The organism is Luteibacter sp. 1214 (genome assembly GCF_031455395.1).
GTDB classification, from domain to species: domain Bacteria; phylum Pseudomonadota; class Gammaproteobacteria; order Xanthomonadales; family Rhodanobacteraceae; genus Luteibacter; species Luteibacter mycovicinus.
On the sequence record NZ_JAVDSQ010000002.1, the window covers coordinates 491,980 to 513,412 of the forward strand.

Here is a 21,433-nt window from a genome sequence, read left to right on the forward strand (position 1 = left end):
CTCAACCCGCCCGTGTCGCCACCACAGGCGGGACCGCCGCCGCGCGCAGGGCGGGCCCCAGCACGGCCAACTGCCCGAGAATCCACAGCGTCGCGCCACCGACCGCCAGATACCACGGCGGCAACAAGGGCACTTCGTAGAAGTGCATGAGCGTGAGGCTGGCAGCGTAAGCCAGCAGCACGCCTGCGCCGATGCCCATGCTGACGATGAAGAAATTCTCCAGCTGGAAGTACTGGACGATGTCGCGACGGGACGCGCCGATCGCCCGGCGAATGCCGATCTGCTTACGCCGCCGCTGCACCCAGAAGCTCGCCAGGCCGACGATGCCCAGCGCCGTCACCAGCAACAGGGTCACGATGATGCCGACGAGGAGACTCATCATCGCCCTGTCGTTGGCGAAGTGGGCGGCGCGCAACGCCGGCAGAGAGTCGCTGTTTTCACGGATCAGCACGGCATCCGGCGCCAGTGCGGTCACCGCCTCGCGCGCCTTGTGCATCACGGCGGGTAGATCGCCCGGCTTCGCGCGAATCACGTAAGTGCCGGCCAGCGTGGGCCCGGCAAGCGACGGCGCGAACACCGACCAGTCCGTTTCCTCCGGCCCCATGGAACCGGGCCTGGCGATGGACAGATGCTCCATGACGCCGATGACACGGAAGTGGTTCTTGTCGACGAAGATCTCCTTGCCCAGAGGACTCACACCAGGCCACATGTGATCCGCGGCGGCGCGTGTAATCAGCACATTCGCCAGGGAGGGAAAGAAGTCGCCCACAGGACGGTAGTCCTCGGCGCCGGGCGCGCGCCCTTCGACGATGCGTACGCCCAGTGCCTCCAGCGTGCCGGGCGTACCCAGATAGACGTCGACGACGCCCCCCTCGCGCTGCCCCGCGGCGTCCAGTGTCACGCCTACGGTTCCCGCGCCGTGACTGAAGGGCACCGTGTTCACCACGTTGACCGCCGTCACCCCGGGGATGGCACGAAGCCCGGCCACCATCCGCGCGTTGAGGTCATTGGCGCGTCCCGGTTCGAAACCCGACAGATACAACGTGCCGAGCGAAGCCTCGTCGATACCGGTCACCAGCTGCATGGCCTGCCAGCGTGCCGCGATCAGCGAGCACGCATTGCACATGACGGCGCAGGCAAGCGCGATTTGCAGCACGATGAGCGTGGTGGCGAGACGGTGATGCCGGAGTGCGGCGAAGATGGGGTGCGTCCGCATGGCGATCGTCCTTACAGCGTCTTCAGGTGCAGCGCGGGGGCGACCCGACCGGCACGGATGGCGGGTAGCGCGCCCGCCAGCAAGCTGGTCGTCACGGCGAGAACGAACGTCGTCATGAACATCGATGCATCGAGTCGGACCATATCCGCATAAGGCACAGGTTGCTGGCGCACCAGCCACAGGCCGGCCAGGGTGAACAACCAGCCGAGCAGACCGCCGGCGACGCCGATGACGCCGGTCTCGACGAGGCACTGCATGACGACCGCCCCGCGCGTCGCCCCCAGCGCCCGACGCACACTGAAGTCCGCGCCACGGCGAAGGAACTTCGCGAGCAACAGGCCGACCGTGTTGCACAGGCAGATGGCGAGGAAGGCGAACGCAAGCCATACCTGCAAGCGCACGTCACCGGGTACGACACGATTGCTCGTCATCCATTCCATCAGCGATGGCACGGCCGTCAGGTCGTGACGGAAGCGACCTTGCGCCTTCTGTTGCGCGGCGTAGTCGGCCACGAAGCGGCGATACGCCGCGACTTTCGCATCGTCCTGCAGCCGCACCCACAACCTCACCCAAAGACACGGCGCATCCTGCAGATGGCCCGGAGACGGAGGAAGTTGCCAGCACGTGAACTGGACGAAATTGCCGTCGTTGATTTCGAGGCCTGACTGGAAGGGCGTCATCACGTCCTCGACCTTCCCGTAAAAGTCGGCCGTGTCGCCATGCGCCATACGGCCGCCATAGACGTCGTAAAAGAGCGGTGACGGACGCCAGGGTTTCAGCACACCCACGATGCGAACGTCGCTGTCGCGCAGGCGGACGATCTTGCCGATACTGTTTTCACCTCGGAAGAGCCTGTGGTTCAGATCGGACGAGATCACGGCGACCCGAGCGTGCTTCTCGTCATCCTCCGCCGTCCAGGCGCCGCCATATTCAAAGGGCGCCGCGAACATGGTGAAGAAATCCGCATGAGTCGACAGCATGCTCAGCAGCAGTGGCGGCGATGTCGACCCCGGGTCATGGACCTTGATTGTGCTTCCGACCAGAAGTGCCTGCTGATCCGCGCGCTTCGCCTTCCACAGATCCATCGCGGAGCGGTAGTCCATCACTTCGCTGGGATGCGTGGGCGTTGCATCCTGGGGATACGGCGTGACCTGCACGTAATGGAGATGGTCGCTTCGACCCGGAAGCGGATCCCCTGAGAGCAGATGCATCACGGTCAGCGTGGTCATGCTGGTGCCGATACCCACCGCGATGGCCAGCACCATCAGGCCCGTCAGTACGGGATTGCGCCTGAGGCTGCGCACGGCCAGTTCCACGTAATAGCCAAACATCCCGGTCGGTCCCCTGCCCTTGTTCGCATACCCGAAAGAGCAAGAGACGGGCCAAACCAACAAAAGGACGCTAACTCGCGCTGGCTCAGCGAGTTACGGCACCGCGTGACACGCCGGCCAGGTGTCCGCGGACACTGTCCGTGTCCGCGACCGTGTCCGACCGGGCTGACGGTCACGTGCCTATCCGTGCCAGTGCCTTCCCCGATGGGATCAGCCGCGCGCTGGCGATCAGCCCGCCCTGACCGTCAGGAGATCCTCGATGCCCGCGCGCCAGAACAACTCGCGACGCATGCGGTCCGCGACGCCACTGACGATTTCCGCACCGTCCTGGGACGGATCGACATGCACCCGGAACGGCCGCTTGCCGAAGGGCAACCCGACCACCTCGACGATCTTCGTTGCCACCTCACCCGCGTCGGCATCGGCCGGTTCGAGCGCAGCCAACCCCTTCAGGATCGTGTCCGGCATGCCCTTGTACGGACCATCCATATAGGCGGCCGCGCGCGGCTCATCGGAGGGCTTGTCCGCATGAGCGAAGTGGTTGGTGCCTCTGGTGAAGGCGCCCGGCACCATGATCGAAGTCTCGATACCGAAGCGGGTCAGCTCGCCGGCATAGCTGACCGCGAGCGAGTCCATGGCGGCTTTCGCGGCGAAGTACGGAGCGAGAAACGGCGGCGTGCCACCGCGCGTGCTGCTCGATGAGACCCAGAGCAGCAGGCCCCTGCCCTGCGCACGCATCACCGGTAACGCGGCGCGGTTCACCCTTTGCGTGCCGAGGACATTGACGTCGTAGAGCTGGGCGTACTGCTCCGCCGTAAAGGCTTCAGCGGGACCGAACACCATATGACCCGCGTTGTGCACGAGGACGTCCAGACGGCCATCGCGATCCACGATGGTTTTCACGGCCGCCTCTGCGGATGCCTCGGAGGTGACATCGAGCTCGACGACGCGAAGATCGACCTGCCGTTCAGCCGCTTCTTTCAGGACCGCTTCGGCGTTGGCGGCATTGCGACCCGCGACATCGCGCATGCTGGCGTAGACCGTGTGTCCCGCCGCCGCGAGTGCGCGCGCCGTGAGCAGGCCGAAACCGCTGGATGCCCCGGTAATGAGGATGATCTGCTTCATGTCAGACCACCCCGCCGTTGGCACGCAGCACCTGACCGTTGATCCAACCGCCGTCCGGCCCCGCGAGGAATGCCACGGCAGCGGCGATGTCGTCCGGCGTGCCCAGGCGCTCCAGCGGTGACAGCTTGGCCAGCCGGTCGACCAGCTCGGGCGACTTGCCGTCGAGGAACAGGTCGGTGCCGGTCGGGCCGGGGGCGATCGCATTCACCGTGATATGGCGGCCACGCAGTTCGCGCGCCAGCACCATCGTGGTGGCTTCGATGGCCGCCTTGGTCGCGGCGTAGGCGGCATAGCCCGGCTGCAACAGGGCAACCACGCTGGAAGAGAAATTGACGATGCGGCCGCCTTCGCGAAGGCGCGTCGCCGCATCGCGCATAGTGTTGTAGCTGCCTTTGACGTTGATCGCGAAGAGGCGATCGAAGTCCTCATCCTTCAACTCGGCCACCGGGGCCAGCGCCATCACTCCCGCGTTGTTCACCAGGACATCCACGCCGCCGTAAACCTCCTCGGCCGTGTCGAAAAGGCGACGCACATCCGCGGCGTTCGCGACATCCGCCTGCGCACTGATCGCCCGGCCGCCGGCCGTTTCGATCTCCCGGACGACCGCCTCCGCCGCCTGCGCGCTACCCGAATAGTTCACGAGGACGGTAAAGCCGTCGCTGGCGAGCCGTTTGGCCACGGCTGCACCGATGCCGCGCGAGGCACCCGTCACGATGGCGATCCTGCTGTTTTTCACGTTCATCTCGGTTCTCCGGTACCGGCGCGATTGCCGGGCGAGACCATGATGGGCGTTGGCTGGCGGCGGATAATCCACCTATATTGGGCTTCACTATTCCTTGCAATGGAACAAAAGGTGACCCTGGACCGTTTCGATACCATGCGATTGTTCGTCCGCATCGTGGAACGGAGAAGCTTCACGCTCGCCGCGACGGACCTCGATCTGCCGCGGTCGACGGTTACGCAGGCGATCAAACGGCTTGAGGCCAGACTCGGCGTCCGCCTGCTCCAGCGAACCACCCGACATGTCAGTCCGACGCTGGATGGGGAGGCTTACCATCGCCGCTGCGTATCGATCCTCGCCGACGTGGAGGATGCGGAGGCTGCGTTCGTGGACGCTCGCCCGGCCGGTCTATTGCGCGTGGACGTACACGGCACCCTCGCCCGCCACTTCGTCCTTCCGTCGCTGCCGGAGTTCCTGGCCCGTTATCCCGCACTGAAGATCCACGTGGGCGAAGGAGACCGGTGGGTGGATCTCGTTCGCGAAGGGGTGGACTGCGTTTTACGTGTCGGCGATCTGAGCGACAGCACGATGGTGGGACGCCGCATCGCCTGGCTGGACGAGGTGACGTGCGCCAGCCCCGGGTATCTCGAAAGACACGGTGGCATGCCCTCGTCTCCGGACGATCTCGACGGGCATGAGGCCATCGGCTTCCTGTCGACGTCGACGGGAGGAACGCTGCCCCTGGAATTCGTCGTCGGCGACGACGTGCGGCACGTCACCTTGCCATCGACGGTCACGGTGACGGGCGCGGAGACGAATCTGACCCTCGCGCGGCTGGGGCTGGGCCTGATTCAGGTGCCGAGATACCACGTGGCCGCTGACCTCGCGGCCGGCACGCTCGTCGAAGTACTGAAAGCGTTTCCGCCGACACCGTCGCCGGTATCTCTGCTCTACCCGCACAACCGGCAGCTGTCGCCGCGGGTGCGCGTGTTCATCGACTGGCTGGCGGCGACCTTCGCCCGGCACGCGGGCGAAGGGGTGAGGCCGATCTGAGCCAGGCTCAGTTCTTCAGCGGGACGGTTTCGAACCCAGCCTGCGGCGCCGTGTTGTTGTTCTGCGGCGGAGGCGGCGGCGGGTTGTTGGCACGGCCCGGACCGGCACCGCGAGGCCCACACGAATACGCGCCCCACTCCTGCGAACCGCCGTTCGGATCGCCGAGCGGCTTGACGGTATCCGCGCCCATCTTCGCGGCTTCGTTGCGTGCGAGCACTTCGAGTTCGTCGCGGACCTTCAGGTCGTTGCGATCGATAGGGCCGACACGACTCTGTACGGAGACGGTGACCTTGCCCTGATCGCGGCAGCTGGACACGTCGCCGTTCCAGGCGGTGCGGACATTGCGCGCGCTGTCATCGAGCTTGATGCCCCACGTGCAGGCCGAAAGGGCGAGCGGGATGAGGAGGACAAGGGCCTTGCGCATGGTAGAGCTCCGGAAGATCGTTCGATGGGTATGCTAGCCGGATGGAAGCGAGGGCGCGATCTTCTTCAATCGCGCCCTCGCGCCCGGTCACTTTTTCGAGGGGGCCGGTTTGGACCTGGCCGCCCTGGCAGGCACGGCATCCTTCGCGGGCGCGCCATCGGCATCGATCACGTGCACTTCGCCGAGGTTTAGCGCCCGCACCGGGGCCTCGATCTTGCGCAGGTCGCCGACGATCACCCAGGTCAACGCGTCGGGATGGATCACGGCTGACAAGGCGTCTTCGGCATCCTTGCGGTCGACGCCTTCGATACGCGACTTCAGCGTCTGCACGTAGTCGTCCGGACGGTCGTAAATCAGGATGCCCGTGATCGCCCCCAGAACGGCCGAGGTGGTCTCGAAGCTACCGGGCAGCGCACGAACACGCTGCGCGCGGATCTTCTCGATTTCCTCGTCGGTCAGCGGCTTCGGTCCGATAACGGCCTTTGCCTCCTTGAGGATTTCCGCAGCGGACTCGGCGGTCTTATCGGTCTGCACCGGCGCGTAGAACAACAGCGGGCGCTGACCCTGAGCATCGGAAAGCATGCTGCCCGCACCATAAGCCCAACGCTTCTCCTCACGCAGGTTCATGTTGAGGCGCGAGGTGAACGTGCCACCGAAGGCACCATTGGCGATGCCGAGGTCGAGCGCGTTCTTCGCCTTGGTCGACGGCGCCAGCAGACCCGCCAGGATCAGCGACTGTGGGGCGTCGGTCCGGTTGATCAGGAAGACGCGCGGCCTGGGCTGCGCGGCGACTTCACCGATGTTCTTCTTCGGCAGCGCGGTGGACGGCGCCTGCCAGTCGCCAAAGACAGCATCGAGTTTTGGCAGGATGTCGGCAAGCGTCGTGTCGCCGGCGACGACGATGCGCACGTTGTCGGGGCGCAGGTAGTCGCGCTGGAATGCGGCGAGATCATCGGCGGTGAGCGAAGCGATGGCCTTTTCGGTGCCGCTACCGGTGAACGGAATACCGTACGCGTGATCCTTGCCGTAAAGCAACGGCGGCAGGGTGCGCAATGCGAGCCCGGTTGGCTCGGTTTTCTCCTGCGCGATGCCCGCGATCCACTGGCCGCGCACGCGCTCGATGTCGTCCGCCTTGAACGCCGGATTGCGCGTGATGTCGGCGAACAGCGCCAGCGACGGCGTGAGGTCGGTGTTCAGCGCGTTGAGACCGACGCTGCAGTTATCGAGCGAGCAGCTGGACGACACGATGGCGCCGAGACGCTCCTTGCGGCGCGCGACCTCCACGGAATCGAGCGACTTCGTGCTCTCTTCCAGCAGGGCGGAGGTGAAGCTCGCCGTGCCCAGCTTACGGCCCTGATCCGCCGCATAGCCGGCATTGAACAGAAGCTGCACCTGAGTGACCGGCACCGTGTGGCGCTCGGCAAGCACGACTTCGATGCCGTTCTTCAGCTTGCCGCGCTGCAGTTTCGGGAAGGACAGGTCGGGGAACGTGTCGACGGCGGGCACACCCGTGCTGCGGTCCACCTCGGACTTGCCGACGGTATATGTCTTCGCGGGGGGAGTGACGGCGGCCGGACGACCTTGCGCGTCGCCCAGACCCACCACGGCCTTGTCTTCGGCCGCGGGATCGAAACCCGGCGCGGCAGGCAGCACGGTCAGCGTGTAGTCGCCCTTGGCAAGCCAGGTCTTCGATGCCGCAAGCACGGAAGCCGTTGTGGCGTTCTGCGCGCGCTCGAGATCCTTCTTATAGGCCTCGGGATCGTTCCGGTAGACCTGACCTTCGGCAAGGATGACCGCCTTGCCACCGAAGCCACCGACCTTTTCGAGGCCGCGTACGAAACCGGCACGATTGGCGACCTTGGCACGTAGCAGTTCGTCGTCGGTCGGCCCCTTGGCCAGGTAGTCCTTCCAGACGTCGGCGACCGCCGCTTCGACCTTCGCCGGATCGACGCCGTTTTTCACGTCGACCGTCAGCTGCACCTGACTGGCCAGGGCGAAAGGCGAAATACCCAGGCTCACGTCGTCCGCGATCTTGTCCTGGTAGACGAGGCGCTGGTACAGCCGTGAGGTCTTGCCGCCACCGAGCACGGTCGTGGCAAGGTCGAGCTGCACGGCGTCGTCGGTGCCCAGCTGCGGCACGATCCACGTACGCACGATGCGCGTCTGCGCGACCTGGTCATGCTGGGTGCCCCGGGAGGATGTCTGCACCGGGGTGATCCACGCCTGCTGGCGAGGAACCGGCGGACCCGCCGGGATGTCACCGAAGTACTTCTCGGCCTTGGCCTTCGCCTGTGCCACCGTGATGTCGCCGGCGAGCACCAGCGTGGTGTTGGACGCGCCGTAGTAATCGTGGAACCACTGCTTGACGTCGGCGAGCGAGGCCGCGTCGAGGTCGGCCATCGAACCGATGGTGTCGTGGTGATACGGATGATTGGCCGGGAAGGTGTTGACCAGGACGTTTTCGTCGACGCGGCCGTAGGGGCGGTTTTCGCCCTGGCGCTTTTCGTTCTGGACGACACCGCGCTGGGTGTCCAGCTCCTTCTGACCGATGGCGCCGAGCAGGTGGCCCATGCGATCGGATTCCATCCACAGCGCCATGTCGACGGCGGTGGTCGGGACGGTCTCGAAATAGTTGGTGCGGTCGAACCAGGTGGTGCCGTTCATGTCCGTGGCGCCGGCACGTTCGAAGGGCTGGAAGTAGGTGCCCTTACGGTTTTCCGACCCAGAGAACATGAGGTGTTCGAAGAGGTGCGCGAAGCCGGTCTTGCCGGCCGGTTCGTCTCCCGAGCCCACGTGGTACCAGATGCTGACCGCGACGACGGGCGCCTTGTGGTCCTCATGCACGACCACTGTCAGCCCGTTGGGCAGCTGGAAACGGGTGTAGGGAATGTCGGGAATCGCATCGGGAGAGGTGGTGGCCGCGGCGGCGGCCCCGACGAAGGAGATCAGCCCGGCGGCGAGCAGGGCGAGGCGGTTCTTCATGCACGGCTCCAGTGGGCCTTCATGGCCCGGGTCCCGTGGAGGCTAGCCCGCGATGTCGTCCGGACGCAATCGGGCATGTCGGAGTGTGCGGACGGTGTCCGCTCGCACACGGTCAGTGTCCGCGGACAGGCATCCGTTTCGGAATGACCTGACAAATCTCATGCGAATCAGCTGATTGCGCGCTCTTAAAGACTGGCACGGCGTTTGCGTTACTAGTCATGCCCCGCCGGACGGCCTTTCGCTCCGGCAACACTGAGGACGACACCATGAAATACGAAATGCTGATGCTCCGCGCCCTGCTCGCCACGTCGATGTTCGTCTGTGGCCTGACTCTGTTCCAGATGGTCTGACCCAAAAGAACCCGTACCCGGAGCCACCGCCATGCAACACGAACTGCTCATCCTGCGCACCCTGCTCGTCGCCTCCCTGCTGGTCTGCGGCCTGATTGTCGGCAACATGCTTACGTACACCGGCGCGCCGATCCAGCTGGCTGCGACCAGCCAGATGAACCCCGTCGCGACGACCGCGTGCGTATCGGGCGACGATGCCGCCGCGTGCCCGCCGCCGGCGGCATAATGGGGGCATGCCCCACGTCATCCTGTTCCGACCCGAGATTCCGCCCAATACGGGCAATGTGATTCGTCTGTGCGCCAACACCGGCGCGACCCTGCACCTGATACGACCGCTCGGCTTCGAGCTGGACGATGCCCGGTTGCGCCGAGCCGGACTGGATTACCACGAGTTCGCCAGCGTCGCGGTCCATGACGACCTTGACGCCTGTCTGGATGCCATCGGCCGGCCGCGTGTCTTCGCCTTCTCGACCCGGGGGCGCCAGCTTCATACCGACGTCGCCTTCGGGATGACCGACGCACTGCTCTTCGGCTGTGAAACGGCCGGCCTGCCCGACGACGTACTCGACGCGATTCCGGAGGCACAGCGCGTGCGCCTGCCCATGCGTCCGGGCAATCGCAGCCTCAATCTGTCCAACGCGGTCGCGGTCGCCGTGTTCGAAGCGTGGCGTCAGGCGGGTTTCGACGGCGCGGGCTGACCCGCGCAAGCTACAATCGGGGCATGACCCCCGAACGACCCTCCGCCGACGCCGGCCCGAACCGCTTCCTGCCCCGTCCGCTGCGCGTACTGGCCGGACGCGCCATGGAGACCGCACTCAACCGCGCGGTCGACCTCGATCCCGACACCCGTGCCCGTCTCGACGCGCTCGATGGCCGCAGTGTGCAGGTGCATCTCGCCGGCCCCGAACTGGGCATCCGCATTACGGTGGAAAAGGGCCGCTTGCGCGTGGGACCGCCTGAAGACGGCGGCAGCCTGCGTGTCGTCGCCTCGCCCGGCAGTCTCCTCGCCATGGCCATGCGCCGCGACGACGACGGCGTGGCGCCCGGCAAGGTGGACATCGCCGGCGATGCCGAACTCGCTCGCCGCCTCGAGCGTCTCGCGCGCCAGTACGCGCCGGATGTCGAGGAAGCTTTCGCGAAGACCTTCGGCGACCGGATCGGCGTTCCCCTGGCCAAAGCGCTCCGCGATGGACTCGCCCACGCGCGCGACACGGTGTCGCACCTGACCGAGGACGGCGCCGACTGGCTCCGTGACGAAGGCAGGGTCGCGGTAGCGCCGGGCGAGATGGATATTTTCCTCGACGGGGTCGATACGGTCCGCGAGCGCGCCGAGCGCGCGGAGGCCCGGCTTGCCCGACTCGAGCGTGCCCTGAAGGAGCGACATTCATGACGCCGCTGCGCCTTGCTCCACGCCTGCTGCGTGTCGCCGCCATCCTGCTCAAGTACCAACTCGACGAAGTGATCGAGGGCGCGCATATCTACCGCCCGCTCAAGCTGCTGCGCCCACTGTTTCCCGGGCCGGCCGCCGACACCCGCGGCATGTCGCGCGGCGCGCGGTTGCGTCTCGCTCTGACCGAACTCGGCCCGATCTTCGTCAAGGCCGGCCAGGTGCTGTCGACACGGCGCGATCTGGTGCCGCCGGATATCGCCGACGAACTCGCGCTGTTGCAGGATCAGGTGCCGCCTTTCCCCGGCGCCGAGGCACGCGCGATCGTCGAGCGCGAATTGCGTGCGCCGGTCGCGACACTGTTCGCCAGCTTCGACGAGAACGCACTGGCGTCCGCCTCCATCGCCCAGGTGCACGCGGCCACGCTGCACGACGGCCGCGAGGTGGTGCTCAAAGTGTTGCGCCCCGGTATCGACAAGCGGATTGCCCGCGACATCGATCTACTCCATGCACTCGGTGAGCTCGCCCAGCGCTGGCACCCGGCCGCGGACAAGATCCGTCCGCTCGAGGTAGTGGCCGAGGTCGAGAAGATGCTCGAGAACGAGCTCGACCTGCAACGCGAAGGCGCCAGCGCCAGTCTGCTCCGGCGCAACTTCGCCAGCGGCATCGACCTGTATATCCCGGAAGTGCACTGGGACTTCAGCACCCAGGGCGTGCTGACCCTCGAACGCGTGCGCGGCGTCAGCGCCGATGACCTCGTCGCGATCGATGCCGCCGGCCTCGATCGCAAGGCGCTCGCCGAGAAGGGCGTGCGATTGTTCTACGAGCAGGTCTTCCGCGACAATTTCTTCCACGCCGATGCCCACCCCGGCAATATCTGGGTCGACACCTCGCGTGTGGACGAGCCGCGATTCATCGCGCTCGACTTCGGCATCATGGGTTCGTTGCCCGAGGCCGACCAGTACTGGCTCGCCGAAAACTTCATCGCCCTGTTCGAGCGCGACTACGCGCGCATCGCGCAGCTGCATGTCGCCGCCGGCTGGATGCCGTCGACCATCCGGCTGGATGAGCTCGAGGCCGCTGTGCGCACGGTCTGCGAGCCCTACTTCACACGCCCGCTGTCGCAGATATCCATCGCCGAGCTGGTGGTGAAGCTCTTCCAGACCGCGCGTCGCTTCGAGCTCACGCTGCAGCCGCAGCTGATCCTGCTGCAGAAGACGTTGCTCAATATCGAAGGCGTCGGCCGCATGCTCGACCCCGAGATCGATATCTGGGCCGTCGCTCACCCGGTGCTTCGCCGGATCCTGCGCGAGCGCTACAGCGTGAGGGCCACCCTGCGCGACGTGCGTCGTCGCCTCCCGGAATGGATCCATACGGCACCACGCGTGCCCGAGCTGGTGCGCGACGCGCTGCGTCAGGTCGCCAGCGGCGAACGCCGCGAGATAGCTGACCCGATCGCTCTCGCCCTGGCACGCGACGACGCGAGGCGCATGCGTCGCCTCATCGCCTGCGGCCTGCTCGGTGCGACGCTGCTGATCTGTGCGGCCCTGATCGGTACGTTGTCTTCGCGTGGCATGTGGCCGGCGATCGCCGCCGCCGTGGTGGGTGTCGCCGCATTCATCGCGGGCTGGCCGCGCCGCGTGCCCTGACCGACGTGCTCGAGATTCTCTATCAGGACGACGACATCGTCGCCGTCAACAAACCCGCGAACCTCGCCGTACACCGGTCGAAGTTCGTCGGGCCGGACGATGCGTTTCTGATCGACATGCTCCGTGAGCAAGTCGATGGGCGACTGCACCTCGCGCATCGACTGGATCGCGCGACATCGGGCGTGTTGCTCGTGGCACGCTCGCCTGAAGTCGCGGCCCAGCTCGGCGAGCAGTTCATGGGCCGCAGCGTCCGCAAGCGTTACCTCGCGGTGGTGCGCGGCTGGCCCGATCCGGCGGAAGGCACGATCGACTACCCTTTGCCGGGCTCGAAAGACACGGGACCACGACGCGAGGCCAGTACGGACTACCGGCAACTGGCCACGACGGAAGTCGACATTCCGCTGGGCCGTTACGAGAAACAGCGATACGCCCTCGTGCTCGCCGAGCCACGGACCGGCCGCTTCCGACAGATCCGCAAGCATTTCGCTCACATCCATCATCCGTTGGTCGGCGACAGCCAGCACGGACGCGGCGACCACAATCGCCTCTTCAAGCAGCACTTCGCATCGCACCGCCTGCTGCTGCACGCCGCGGCGCTCGACTTCGTGCACCCCACCGCGGTTCGCCCGATGTGCATCGAAGCCAGTCTGGACGACACCTGGCTACGCCTGATCGAACGCTTCGCCTGGCAGGACGCCTACGCCTGGCCTGCGGCAGCGCACGACGGGATTTAGCGGGCCGGCTGCTAGAATCCGCAGCCATCATGCTTAACGTCACCGCATCCATCGCCATCCCCGATGCCGAACTGATCGAGCGCTTCACGCGCGCGGACGGCCCCGGAGGACAGCACGTCAACCGAACCGAGAGCGCGGTCGAACTGCGCTTCGACGTCGCGTCGTCGCCGTCGCTGCCCGACGCGGTTCGCGAGCGCCTGCTTGCCCGTGGCGACCGCCGGATCACGGATGCCGGCGTGCTGGTGATCCAGGCCCGGCGTTTCCGCGAGCAGGCGCGCAACCGAGATGACGCCCGCGACCGTCTTGCCGAGATCATTCGCGCTGCGACAGTCGTGGCGAAGAAGCGCGTTGCCACCAAGCCGACCCGCGCCTCGAAAGAACGCCGTCTCGCGGGCAAGACCCAGCGCAGCCAGACCAAGAAAGGTCGTTCCACCAAGTGGAGCGCCGAGTGACCCTCCCTCCCCTGGATGGCATTCCCGTACTCGGCCCGAACATTCCGCAGCTGCCCGTGTCCCGCTGGATGCGCATCTGCCGGTGGGTGATCAAGCGCAGCGGATGGCGTGTCGTCGGCGACATGCCGAACCTGCCCAAAGTCATTCTCATCGGCGCACCGCACTCGTCGTACTGGGACGGTGTGTGGGGCTTGCTGGTGAAGTCGGCCATGGGCATGGACGTCGGGGTGATGATCAAGCGTGAAGTCCTCAACGGGCCGTTGGGTCCTGTGGTGCGCAGGCTCGGCATGATTCCCATCGATCGTTCCGCGGCCACCAATGTCGTCGACCAGATGGTCAAGCGCTTTGCCGAGCACGAGAAGATGTGGGTCGCCATTGCGCCCGAGGGCACGCGTAAGCCCGTCAAGCAATGGAAGTCGGGATTTCTGCGTATCGCGCGAGCCGCCGGCGTGCCTATCCAGACGGTGTTCATCGATTACCCGACGAAGACATTCACCGTGGGACCGCTGGTCCATGCCTCGGGTGATATGGAAGCGGACATGACGCGCATCCGCGCCATGTTCGCGGGGTATCGCGGGAAGCATCGCGGGGTGTGAAGCGTGACGATCACCCGATGCCGTAGGACAGGCGCACGAGGTAATCGAGTGCGGTGTGGTTGATATTTTTTACGCGGAGGCGGTAGGTACCGGGCGGGAGTCGCGCAAGGTTGACCGAGATGCCTTCGGCGCGGGGACGCCATTCACCGTCCTGAAACTGCTCGAACGACAGGTAGCCTCGTCCGGCGGAAGCCATCACCGATCCCGTGCATCCAGTGCGCCACTCCCGGACGACCGCGAACTGTTGGCTCTGCAGCCTTCCACTAAGCCCTTCCAACCTCGTGTAGATCTGGCACGTACCCGCTGGCACGCCACGGGACCCCGCTTGCGCGGCGAGTGCGGCGGCAGACAGAAGTCCGAACGCAATGAGTACCACTACCTTCTTTTGATGACGCATAGATATTCCTTGGCGACGCGCAGAACCGCGCTTCGGCAAGGTATGCGGTATCGACGACCTCAAACGGCGATCTGACGGCAGTCAGGCGGCGAGACGACACGATGTTCGTCGGCAGCTCACGAGGTCGACTTACCCACACACTTCGCGCCAGTCACCTGCGCGTCCACGCGAACCAAACTGACATCGATTTTCCGACGCCAGCTGCATTCTCGTGCTAAAGAAGGGAGATCAACATGCAAATCGCGAATCGCACTCATGGCCCGCATCTGACACAGCAAGATCCCAATATCGTTCGCGGCCATGTCCAGCGAATCGGCACCGGGCGATTCAACACAGGCACCGCGACAGACGCTCTGCGTCGTCTTAAACCTGAGACGCAAGAGCTGATTCGCGATCTCGATCTGACGCATGCGACTCCCCGCCAGCTAAATTCCATTACAGCTCGACTGTTCTGGGAGGGAGCGATCGACATCGAGGGCGAGGATACGCTCGCGGCCATGGGCTATGACCGGGGGATCGATACGCCGTTCGATGTCATGGAACGGCTCAATGGCCACCTTTCATACGTTAGGAATTCGACGTCCGGAATCGACTGGACCGATACCATTCGCATCTATGAGAAAGGGATGGAACTGGCCACCGGCTTGCGCGACATGATCCGCGCGTTGCACCCCGAGCGGAGCATCGACACCTACGCATGAGCGTCAGCGTTCCGAATGCCCCGATTCATCGTAATCACGATGGGTCAGCAGACCGGGTCGAATAAGATCGATGAAGGCGCGTGCCTCAGGACTGAGAAACTTTCCTTTACGCATCACAACCCCATAGCTGCGCTGCGGGAAATACTGCCGCAGGTTTCGCACAGCAAGCTTCTCGCGATCCGCTTCCGTAATGCAGATACCGGTGACGATGGAGATACCCAGACCCATCGCGACGTACTGCTTGATCACGTCCCAGCCACCGACTTCAATCGCGACGGTGTAAGGCACATGCCGTTGCTGGAAAACCATATCGACCAGGCGAAATGTCGTAAGCCGCTGCGGCGGCAGGATCAGCCCATAGGGAGAAAGGTCTTCCAGCCGAATCTCCGACTTCGCAGCCAGCGGATGATCGGGCGGCATGATCAACATCGGGTCGTAGTGATAGACCGGCGCCCATGCGATGTCGTTGGGCACGTCGAGCATCGAGCCAATCGCGATGTCGGCGTCGTCGGCACGAAGCAACGCGAGGCCATCCTTGCCCGTAACGTTTGCGAGCTGGAGTTGTACGGACGGATACCGCTCCCGGTACGCCTTCACGAGTTCGGGCAGCAGATACTGGATGGTCGAGGATCCCGCCGCCACGGTCAGCTTGCCTGACTGCGCACCCCGGGTCTTCTTCTGGAATTCCCGGTCGAGGTTCTCGAAGCCTTCCACCAGTGGACGGGCCATCTCGTAGAGGGCTTCGCCGGCGTCGGTCAGGGTGACGCGACGTCGTGTGCGCTCGAGGAGTGGCATACCCATCTCGCGCTCAAGCGCCTTCAGTTGCAGGCTCACTGAGGGCTGAGACAGAAACAGAGCCTCAGCCGCGCGACTCAGCGTGCCCAGCCGGGTGGTGTAGACGAAGGCACGCAGCTGCTTCAGGCGATTGCCCTTGTAGTAAAAGCGGCTCGTGGCATCGGGGATCTCGCGGCCTTTCGTCCGTGTCGGAGCGGGCTTCGATGAGCGTTTCGCCCTCACGACCGTCTTCTTACCTGACATTTTCATCAGCCATTTCAGTTAGATAGATTCAACATTGCTTTTTTTAATAATGCTCTTTGAAACATATGCTTTGTCAAAAGCATAGCCCCGGGCATAGCTTCAACTCCAGACCCGCATCCCGAGGCACGGACCCATGGCAGTTCCAAAGAGCGCGATCGATCCCCTCTCCGGCGTCCGCTTCGGTGACGGCCGCAACACCTACGGCGACATCCTCACGCCGGATGCCATCGCCTTCGTGGCGGGGCTGCACCGCCGGTTCGACGGCCGTCGCCTGAGCCTTCTGGCTGAGCGGACGGCACGCCAACAACGCTACGACGCGGGCGAACTCCCCGACTTCCGCATCGATACGGCGGCGATCCGCGATGGCGACTGGGCCGTCGGCCCGATACCAGATGCCCTGATGGACCGCCGGGTCGAGATCACCGGTCCGGTCGAGCGGAAGATGATCATCAACGCCCTGAACTCGGGCGCGAAGGTGTTCATGGCCGACTTCGAGGACTCGAGCGCGCCGACCTGGGCCAACCAGATGGAAGGGCAGCGCAACCTCCGCGACGCGGTGAACGGCAGCATCGAGTTCACCAACGGCGAGGGCAAGGTGTATCGCGTCGGCAAGCATCCGGCAGTGCTGGTGATTCGCCCTCGCGGCTGGCACCTGCCCGAGCGCCATGCCGAGGTCGACGGTGACGTGGTCGCCGGTGCGCTCGTCGACTTTGGGCTGTATGCCTTCCATAACGCCGCCGCGCTGCACGAAAAAGATCGCGGCCCGTATTTCTACCTGCCGAAACTGCAGAGCATGGAAGAAGCGGCGCTATGGGAATCTGTCATGACCCATGCGGAGGAGCAGCTCGGCCTGCCGCACGGATCGATGAAGGCCACCGTGCTCATCGAAACCCTCCCCGCCGTGCTCCAGATGGACGAAATCCTGCACGCGCTGCGTGCCCGCATCGTCGGGCTGAACTGCGGCCGTTGGGACTACATCTTTTCTTACCTGAAGACGTTCCGCGCCCATGCCGACCGGCTGCTCCCGGAGCGTGGCCAGGTCACCATGACCGTGCCTTTTCTCAAGGCGTATTCCGAGCTGCTGATACGGACCTGCCATCGCCGTGGCGCCTTCGCGATGGGCGGCATGGCGGCGCAGATTCCTATCCGCGGCGACGACGCCGCGAACGACGCCGGGATGGCCAAGGTCCGCGCCGACAAGCTGCGGGAAGTGACCGCGGGACACGATGGCACCTGGGTCGCCCATCCGGCGCTCGTCCCCGTCGCGATGGCGATCTTCGACGAACACATGCCGACGTCGAACCAGCTGCATGTGACACGCGACGACGTGACCGTTTCGCGTGACGCGCTCATCGCGCCCGCCATCGGTACGGTCACCCGCTCCGGCTTCGACAATAACGTCGAGGTTTGCCTTCGCTATACGGCGGCGTGGCTCGAAGGCCTCGGCTGCGTACCGATTCACAACCTCATGGAAGACGCCGCCACGGCGGAGATCGCCCGCGCGCAGCTCTGGCAATGGCTGCATCACGGACCGATCGAGTTCAGCGACCACGCACACATCGACTTCGGCCTCTTCGACCAGGCACTTGCGGCCCATGCGCACCGCCTTCGCGGCAGCGACCTGCCCGGCGCATCGCGCGCCGATGATGCGGCCCGCCTGATTTCCGCACTGACTCACGCCGACGAACTACGCGACTTCCTCACCCTTCCCGCTTACGAACACCTGTCCTGACCGACCTCTCGAAGGAGCCTTACGATGAAGACGCATAACGCCGAGCACATCACGCTGGACTGGACCAACAACGAACGCTGGAAGGGCGTCGAACGCCCCTACGCCGCCGAGGACGTGATCAGGCTGCGTGGCACGGTCCAGATCGAGCACACACTCGCCCGCCGCGGCGCCGATCGCCTGTGGCGCGCCCTTCATGACACGCCTTACGTCAACGCCCTCGGCGCGCTCACGGGCAACCAGGCGATGCAGCAGGTGAAGGCCGGGCTCCAGGCCATCTACCTTTCAGGCTGGCAGGTCGCCGCCGATGCGAACACGGCCGGGGCGATGTATCCCGACCAGTCGCTCTATCCGGTCGACTCGGTGCCTAACGTCGTCCGCAAGATCAACAAAACGCTGCTGCGCGCGGACCAGATTCATCACGCCGAGGGCAAGGATGGTCTCGACTGGCTGGTGCCGATCGTCGCCGATGCCGAAGCGGGCTTCGGTGGCGTACTCAATGCGTACGAGCTGATGACGCACATGATCGAGGCGGGCGCCGCCGGCGTGCATTTCGAAGACCAGCTAGCCAGTGCGAAGAAGTGCGGCCACATGGGTGGCAAGGTGCTCGTGCCGACACAGGAAGCCGTGCAGAAGCTGATCGCCGCACGACTGGCTGCCGACGTCGCCGGCGTGCCAACACTTATTGTCGCGCGCACGGATGCGATGGGTGCCGCGCTGGTCACCTCCGATGTGGACGACTACGACAAGCCCTTCCTCACTGGCAAGCGCACTGTGGAAGGTTTCTACGAGGCAAAGCAAGGCATCGATCAGGCGATCAGTCGCGGGCTCGCCTATGCACCTTATGCCGACCTGCTCTGGTGCGAGACCTCGACGCCCGATATGGAAGAAGCGCGCCGGTTCGCCGAGGCCATCCATGCGAAGTATCCGGGCAAGAAGCTGGCGTACAACTGCTCGCCGAGCTTCAACTGGAAGAAGAACCTCGACGAAAGGACGATCGCGACGTTCCAGAAGCAGCTGGGCGAGCTGGGCTACGCCTTCCAGTTCATCACCCTGGCTGGCTTCCATGCGCTGAACTACTCCATGTTCCAGCTGGCGCGTGGGTACAAGGATCGACAGATGGCGGCCTACGTCGAACTGCAGGAAGCGGAGTTCGCGGCGGAGAAGGATGGCTATACGGCGGCGAAGCACCAGCGCGAGGTCGGCACCGGCTACTTCGACACGGTGAACCAGGTGATCTCAGGCTCGTTCAGTTCGCTCTCCGCACTGAGCGGTTCGACGGAAGAACAGCAGTTTCATCCGGCCTCAGCGGCGTAAGGCGTTCGACGCGAAGCGCTTTGCGCCTGGGCACGGCGGCGAAAGTATGTTCGCCGCCGTGCTCATATTCACTGATGGACCATGCGAACGCCGCCTCGCGTCGCGGCGGCGATCAGCGCTCGGGCGGCACCAGGGCGATCACCGTCCAGCCGGGCTTCGGCTCCAGCACTTTCTTGCCCGAAGCGATGCGAAGGTCGCCTTTCTCCTCGACCCCGAACAACGGCACCGTGCGCGAACCGTACTCTTCGATGAAATGCGGCCAGTCGAATGTCTCGGTCAGTCGCGTGGACTTGATTCGCCATCCCTCGTGCAGCAGTTCCGCGAAGCGCGCGTGCGTCATGTCTTCGGCGAACAACGCGGTGGCGACGAGACTCCCCGCCAGGGAGGCGCGACCGTGGCTTTCCTCGGGCGACAGGTTGCGCAGGCGGAATACCTTGTCGCGACCGAACTCCTCGCGATAGTGCACGCTGGCCAGCGAGTTCAGTTCGCGATGTGTCGATACGGCTAGCAGGTGGCCGATGCCCGCGAGATCGAGATTGCGATCCGCCGCCTGCGACGAAGGATTGCCGAAGAACGTCGACAGTCCCGCCATGCGCGCCGTGCGAATACCGTTCCAGTCGTCGTCGGCGACGACGACACGCAGCCCCTCATTGGCGGCCAGGGCGCGCGCGATCTCCAGCGCGACGATGTCGGATCCGTAGATCAGCACGCCACGCGGTTCGGGATCGGCGACCTTCAGCCAGCGCGCCAGCGGACGCGCCGTCGCACTCTGGAAGACCACCGTGCCGATGATCATCAGGAAGACGAGCGGCACCATCTTGTCGGCACCGGCCATGCCCGCCTTTTCCAGACGAATGGCGAACAACGCCGACACGGATGCGGCAACGATGCCTCGCGGCGCGACCCAGGCGATCAATGCACGCTCACGCCACGACAGCCCGCCGCCAACGCTCGCCACCAGGACCGACAGCGGACGAATGACGAGCTGCGCGACGAAGAAGATCAGCACACCACCCAGCAGCGCGCCATCGGGAAGCGGCCAGTCCAGACGCGCCGCCAACAGGATGAAGAGCATCGAGACCAGCAAGGTGGTCAGGTGCTCCTTGAAGTCCATGATGTCGTCGATGTGTACGTCACGCATGTTGCCCAGCGCGATACCCATGAGGGTCACCGCCAGCAGGCCCGACTCGTGTGCCACCGTGTTGGACAGCGTGAACGTAGCGAGCACCGCGGCCAGCGTGCCGAAGTTCTGCAGGTACTCGGGGATCCAGTGGCGACGCAGCAGGTTGCCGTGAATGAATGCGGCGACGCCACCGACGATCGCGCCACATGCGATCGTGCCGAGGAAGATCTGGATCGAGTGACCTTCGCGGTGCGAGACGATCGCTTCATAGACCAGCACCGCAAACAGGGCGCCGATCGGATCGATGATGATCCCCTCCCAGCGCAGGATGTTGGCGATACGGGCATTGGGCCGAACCGTGCGCAGCATGGGCGCGATCACGGTCGGGCCGGTCACGCAGGTCAGTGCGCCGAACAGCAGCGCCAGTTCCCAGCTGAGACCACCGATCCAGTGGGCCGCACCCGCCAGCATCAGCAGCGCGATGATCGCGCCGTAGCTGACGAGGCCACGGACCGCGTGCCCGATACCCTTCAGCTCGCTGAAGCGCAGGGTCAGGCTGCCTTCGAAGAGGATGACCGCCACCGCCAGCGATACCACCGGGAACAACAGGTCGCCCAGGACCTTGTCCGGGTGAAGGAGCCCGGTCACCGGGCCCGCCAGAATGCCTGCCAGCAGCAGGAAGAGGATGGCCGGAAGGCGCACCCGCCATGCTACCCACTGGCAGAGGAAGCCGATGCCAAGCATCAGTGTCAGCAGGATGCCGAGTTCGAGTCCCATGATTTTCCCTGTTCCAAAAAAAGAAAACGGCCAGCGCCAGAGGCGGGCCGTCAAGAAGAGCATAGGGAATCGTTGGTGAAGATAAAGGCCGGGCCCCGGTGCTGGAGCGGGGGGAGGGAGGGGTATCCAGCACCGGAGCGGGGCAGACAGTCCATTAGAGAACCGCCTGGTACAGAATCATGCTCCTGGCCGGGGGATTCGTCAACTGGTCAGTACATGAAATAAGTCTTAATCGGCTCGGACATCAGCGTCAGGGCCACCGGCGGCTCTCCGGTAGCGCTTACTGAAAGAGCTGAGCATGACGATGTCCCGGCCCGGGTCGTACCCACGA

The 21,433-nt window shown here is 64.9% G+C and carries 21 protein-coding genes; 12 read left to right on the forward strand and 9 right to left on the reverse strand.

Annotated features, from left to right (window positions below; translation table 11 throughout):
* Position 1: 1 nt before the first annotated feature.
* The 4 genes from J2X57_RS06765 to J2X57_RS06780 all read right to left on the reverse strand — a co-directional run bounded on the left by J2X57_RS06765 (position 2) and on the right by J2X57_RS06780 (position 4,414).
* Complete coding sequence (locus J2X57_RS06765) at positions 2–1,216, reverse strand: FtsX-like permease family protein (RefSeq protein ID WP_309865141.1); 1,215 nt, start codon at positions 1,214–1,216, stop codon at positions 2–4.
* Positions 1,217–1,227: 11 nt separating this feature from the next.
* Positions 1,228–2,547 (reverse strand): ABC transporter permease, encoded by a 1,320-nt coding sequence (locus tag J2X57_RS06770; protein ID WP_309865144.1) that lies wholly within the window; start codon positions 2,545–2,547, stop codon positions 1,228–1,230.
* A 228-nt stretch (positions 2,548–2,775) separates the two neighbouring features.
* The gene (locus J2X57_RS06775; protein ID WP_309865147.1) at positions 2,776–3,672 is read right to left on the reverse strand and encodes an SDR family oxidoreductase; all 897 of its coding nucleotides are present in this window, start codon (positions 3,670–3,672) and stop codon (positions 2,776–2,778) included.
* 1 nt (position 3,673) lies between these two features.
* Positions 3,674–4,414, reverse strand: a complete 741-nt coding sequence (locus J2X57_RS06780) for an SDR family oxidoreductase (protein WP_309865150.1) — start codon at positions 4,412–4,414, stop codon at positions 3,674–3,676.
* Positions 4,415–4,531: 117 nt separating this feature from the next.
* Between J2X57_RS06780 and J2X57_RS06785 the strand changes: the two genes are divergently transcribed.
* Positions 4,532–5,446 (forward strand): LysR family transcriptional regulator, encoded by a 915-nt coding sequence (locus J2X57_RS06785; RefSeq protein ID WP_309865719.1) that lies wholly within the window; start codon positions 4,532–4,534, stop codon positions 5,444–5,446.
* A gap of 7 nt (positions 5,447–5,453) precedes the next feature.
* On the opposite strand, the gene J2X57_RS06790 is transcribed toward J2X57_RS06785, so the two are convergent.
* Entirely contained in the window at positions 5,454–5,870 is a 417-nt protein-coding gene (locus J2X57_RS06790; protein ID WP_036109595.1) for a DUF4156 domain-containing protein, read from the reverse strand.
* Positions 5,871–5,957: 87 nt separating this feature from the next.
* The gene (locus J2X57_RS06795) at positions 5,958–8,852 is read right to left on the reverse strand and encodes a pitrilysin family protein (protein WP_309865155.1); all 2,895 of its coding nucleotides are present in this window, start codon (positions 8,850–8,852) and stop codon (positions 5,958–5,960) included.
* A 218-nt stretch (positions 8,853–9,070) separates the two neighbouring features.
* Between J2X57_RS06795 and J2X57_RS06800 the strand changes: the two genes are divergently transcribed.
* The 8 genes from J2X57_RS06800 to J2X57_RS06835 are packed head-to-tail and all read left to right on the forward strand — an operon-like array spanning position 9,071 to position 14,020.
* Positions 9,071–9,202, forward strand: a complete 132-nt coding sequence (locus J2X57_RS06800) for a hypothetical protein (protein WP_255349725.1) — start codon at positions 9,071–9,073, stop codon at positions 9,200–9,202.
* 31 nt (positions 9,203–9,233) lie between these two features.
* Positions 9,234–9,428 (forward strand): hypothetical protein, encoded by a 195-nt coding sequence (locus tag J2X57_RS06805; protein ID WP_043696351.1) that lies wholly within the window; start codon positions 9,234–9,236, stop codon positions 9,426–9,428.
* Between the two features lie 7 nt (positions 9,429–9,435).
* Positions 9,436–9,900: a tRNA (cytidine(34)-2'-O)-methyltransferase gene (locus J2X57_RS06810; protein ID WP_036109586.1), complete on the forward strand. Its 465-nt coding sequence runs from the start codon at positions 9,436–9,438 to the stop codon at positions 9,898–9,900.
* Between the two features lie 23 nt (positions 9,901–9,923).
* Entirely contained in the window at positions 9,924–10,592 is a 669-nt protein-coding gene (locus tag J2X57_RS06815; RefSeq protein WP_036109583.1) for an SCP2 sterol-binding domain-containing protein, read from the forward strand.
* Positions 10,589–12,238 carry a ubiquinone biosynthesis regulatory protein kinase UbiB gene (gene ubiB, locus J2X57_RS06820; RefSeq protein ID WP_309865162.1) on the forward strand — a complete coding sequence of 550 codons (1,650 nt, stop codon included), beginning with the start codon at positions 10,589–10,591 and terminating at the stop codon, positions 12,236–12,238. The genes J2X57_RS06815 and ubiB overlap by 4 nt, the downstream gene beginning before the upstream one ends.
* Before the next feature lie 5 nt (positions 12,239–12,243).
* Entirely contained in the window at positions 12,244–12,972 is a 729-nt protein-coding gene (locus J2X57_RS06825) for a pseudouridine synthase (protein WP_309865165.1), read from the forward strand.
* A 29-nt stretch (positions 12,973–13,001) separates the two neighbouring features.
* A complete protein-coding gene (gene arfB / locus J2X57_RS06830) occupies positions 13,002–13,424 on the forward strand; it encodes an alternative ribosome rescue aminoacyl-tRNA hydrolase ArfB (RefSeq protein ID WP_079522338.1) in 423 nt (140 codons plus the stop codon).
* A complete protein-coding gene (locus J2X57_RS06835) occupies positions 13,421–14,020 on the forward strand; it encodes a 1-acyl-sn-glycerol-3-phosphate acyltransferase (protein WP_239709127.1) in 600 nt (199 codons plus the stop codon). The genes arfB and J2X57_RS06835 overlap by 4 nt, the downstream gene beginning before the upstream one ends.
* 10 nt (positions 14,021–14,030) lie before the next feature.
* On the opposite strand, the gene J2X57_RS06840 is transcribed toward J2X57_RS06835, so the two are convergent.
* The gene (locus tag J2X57_RS06840; RefSeq protein ID WP_309865169.1) at positions 14,031–14,216 is read right to left on the reverse strand and encodes a hypothetical protein; all 186 of its coding nucleotides are present in this window, start codon (positions 14,214–14,216) and stop codon (positions 14,031–14,033) included.
* Between the two features lie 434 nt (positions 14,217–14,650).
* On the opposite strand from J2X57_RS06840, the gene J2X57_RS06845 reads away from it, so the two are divergent.
* Positions 14,651–15,118, forward strand: a complete 468-nt coding sequence (locus tag J2X57_RS06845; protein ID WP_036109571.1) for a hypothetical protein — start codon at positions 14,651–14,653, stop codon at positions 15,116–15,118.
* A gap of 3 nt (positions 15,119–15,121) precedes the next feature.
* On the opposite strand, the gene J2X57_RS06850 is transcribed toward J2X57_RS06845, so the two are convergent.
* Positions 15,122–16,162 (reverse strand): LysR family transcriptional regulator, encoded by a 1,041-nt coding sequence (locus tag J2X57_RS06850; RefSeq protein ID WP_090352944.1) that lies wholly within the window; start codon positions 16,160–16,162, stop codon positions 15,122–15,124.
* A 127-nt stretch (positions 16,163–16,289) separates the two neighbouring features.
* On the opposite strand from J2X57_RS06850, the gene aceB reads away from it, so the two are divergent.
* Positions 16,290–17,888 (forward strand): malate synthase A, encoded by a 1,599-nt coding sequence (aceB, locus tag J2X57_RS06855; protein ID WP_309865174.1) that lies wholly within the window; start codon positions 16,290–16,292, stop codon positions 17,886–17,888.
* 24 nt (positions 17,889–17,912) lie between these two features.
* A complete protein-coding gene (aceA, locus tag J2X57_RS06860) occupies positions 17,913–19,202 on the forward strand; it encodes an isocitrate lyase (protein WP_309865177.1) in 1,290 nt (429 codons plus the stop codon).
* A 112-nt stretch (positions 19,203–19,314) separates the two neighbouring features.
* On the opposite strand, the gene J2X57_RS06865 is transcribed toward aceA, so the two are convergent.
* Positions 19,315–21,102: a sodium:proton antiporter gene (locus J2X57_RS06865; protein WP_043696368.1), complete on the reverse strand. Its 1,788-nt coding sequence runs from the start codon at positions 21,100–21,102 to the stop codon at positions 19,315–19,317.
* Positions 21,103–21,433 lie beyond the last annotated feature (331 nt).

Coding starts and splice junctions, on each gene's coding strand:
- J2X57_RS06765 (WP_309865141.1), bottom strand. CDS start 1,216: ATGCGGACGCACCCCATCTTCGCCGCACTCCGGCATCACCGTCTCGCC.
- J2X57_RS06770 (WP_309865144.1), bottom strand. CDS start 2,547: ATGTTTGGCTATTACGTGGAACTGGCCGTGCGCAGCCTCAGGCGCAAT.
- J2X57_RS06775 (WP_309865147.1), bottom strand. CDS start 3,672: ATGAAGCAGATCATCCTCATTACCGGGGCATCCAGCGGTTTCGGCCTG.
- J2X57_RS06780 (WP_309865150.1), bottom strand. CDS start 4,414: ATGAACGTGAAAAACAGCAGGATCGCCATCGTGACGGGTGCCTCGCGC.
- J2X57_RS06790 (WP_036109595.1), bottom strand. CDS start 5,870: ATGCGCAAGGCCCTTGTCCTCCTCATCCCGCTCGCCCTTTCGGCCTGC.
- J2X57_RS06795 (WP_309865155.1), bottom strand. CDS start 8,852: ATGAAGAACCGCCTCGCCCTGCTCGCCGCCGGGCTGATCTCCTTCGTC.
- J2X57_RS06800 (WP_255349725.1), top strand. CDS start 9,071: ATGCCCCGCCGGACGGCCTTTCGCTCCGGCAACACTGAGGACGACACC.
- J2X57_RS06805 (WP_043696351.1), top strand. CDS start 9,234: ATGCAACACGAACTGCTCATCCTGCGCACCCTGCTCGTCGCCTCCCTG.
- J2X57_RS06810 (WP_036109586.1), top strand. CDS start 9,436: ATGCCCCACGTCATCCTGTTCCGACCCGAGATTCCGCCCAATACGGGC.
- J2X57_RS06815 (WP_036109583.1), top strand. CDS start 9,924: ATGACCCCCGAACGACCCTCCGCCGACGCCGGCCCGAACCGCTTCCTG.
- ubiB (WP_309865162.1), top strand. CDS start 10,589: ATGACGCCGCTGCGCCTTGCTCCACGCCTGCTGCGTGTCGCCGCCATC.
- arfB (WP_079522338.1), top strand. CDS start 13,002: ATGCTTAACGTCACCGCATCCATCGCCATCCCCGATGCCGAACTGATC.
- J2X57_RS06840 (WP_309865169.1), bottom strand. CDS start 14,216: ATGGCTTCCGCCGGACGAGGCTACCTGTCGTTCGAGCAGTTTCAGGAC.
- J2X57_RS06845 (WP_036109571.1), top strand. CDS start 14,651: ATGCAAATCGCGAATCGCACTCATGGCCCGCATCTGACACAGCAAGAT.
- J2X57_RS06850 (WP_090352944.1), bottom strand. CDS start 16,162: ATGAAAATGTCAGGTAAGAAGACGGTCGTGAGGGCGAAACGCTCATCG.
- aceB (WP_309865174.1), top strand. CDS start 16,290: ATGGCAGTTCCAAAGAGCGCGATCGATCCCCTCTCCGGCGTCCGCTTC.
- aceA (WP_309865177.1), top strand. CDS start 17,913: ATGAAGACGCATAACGCCGAGCACATCACGCTGGACTGGACCAACAAC.
- J2X57_RS06865 (WP_043696368.1), bottom strand. CDS start 21,102: ATGGGACTCGAACTCGGCATCCTGCTGACACTGATGCTTGGCATCGGC.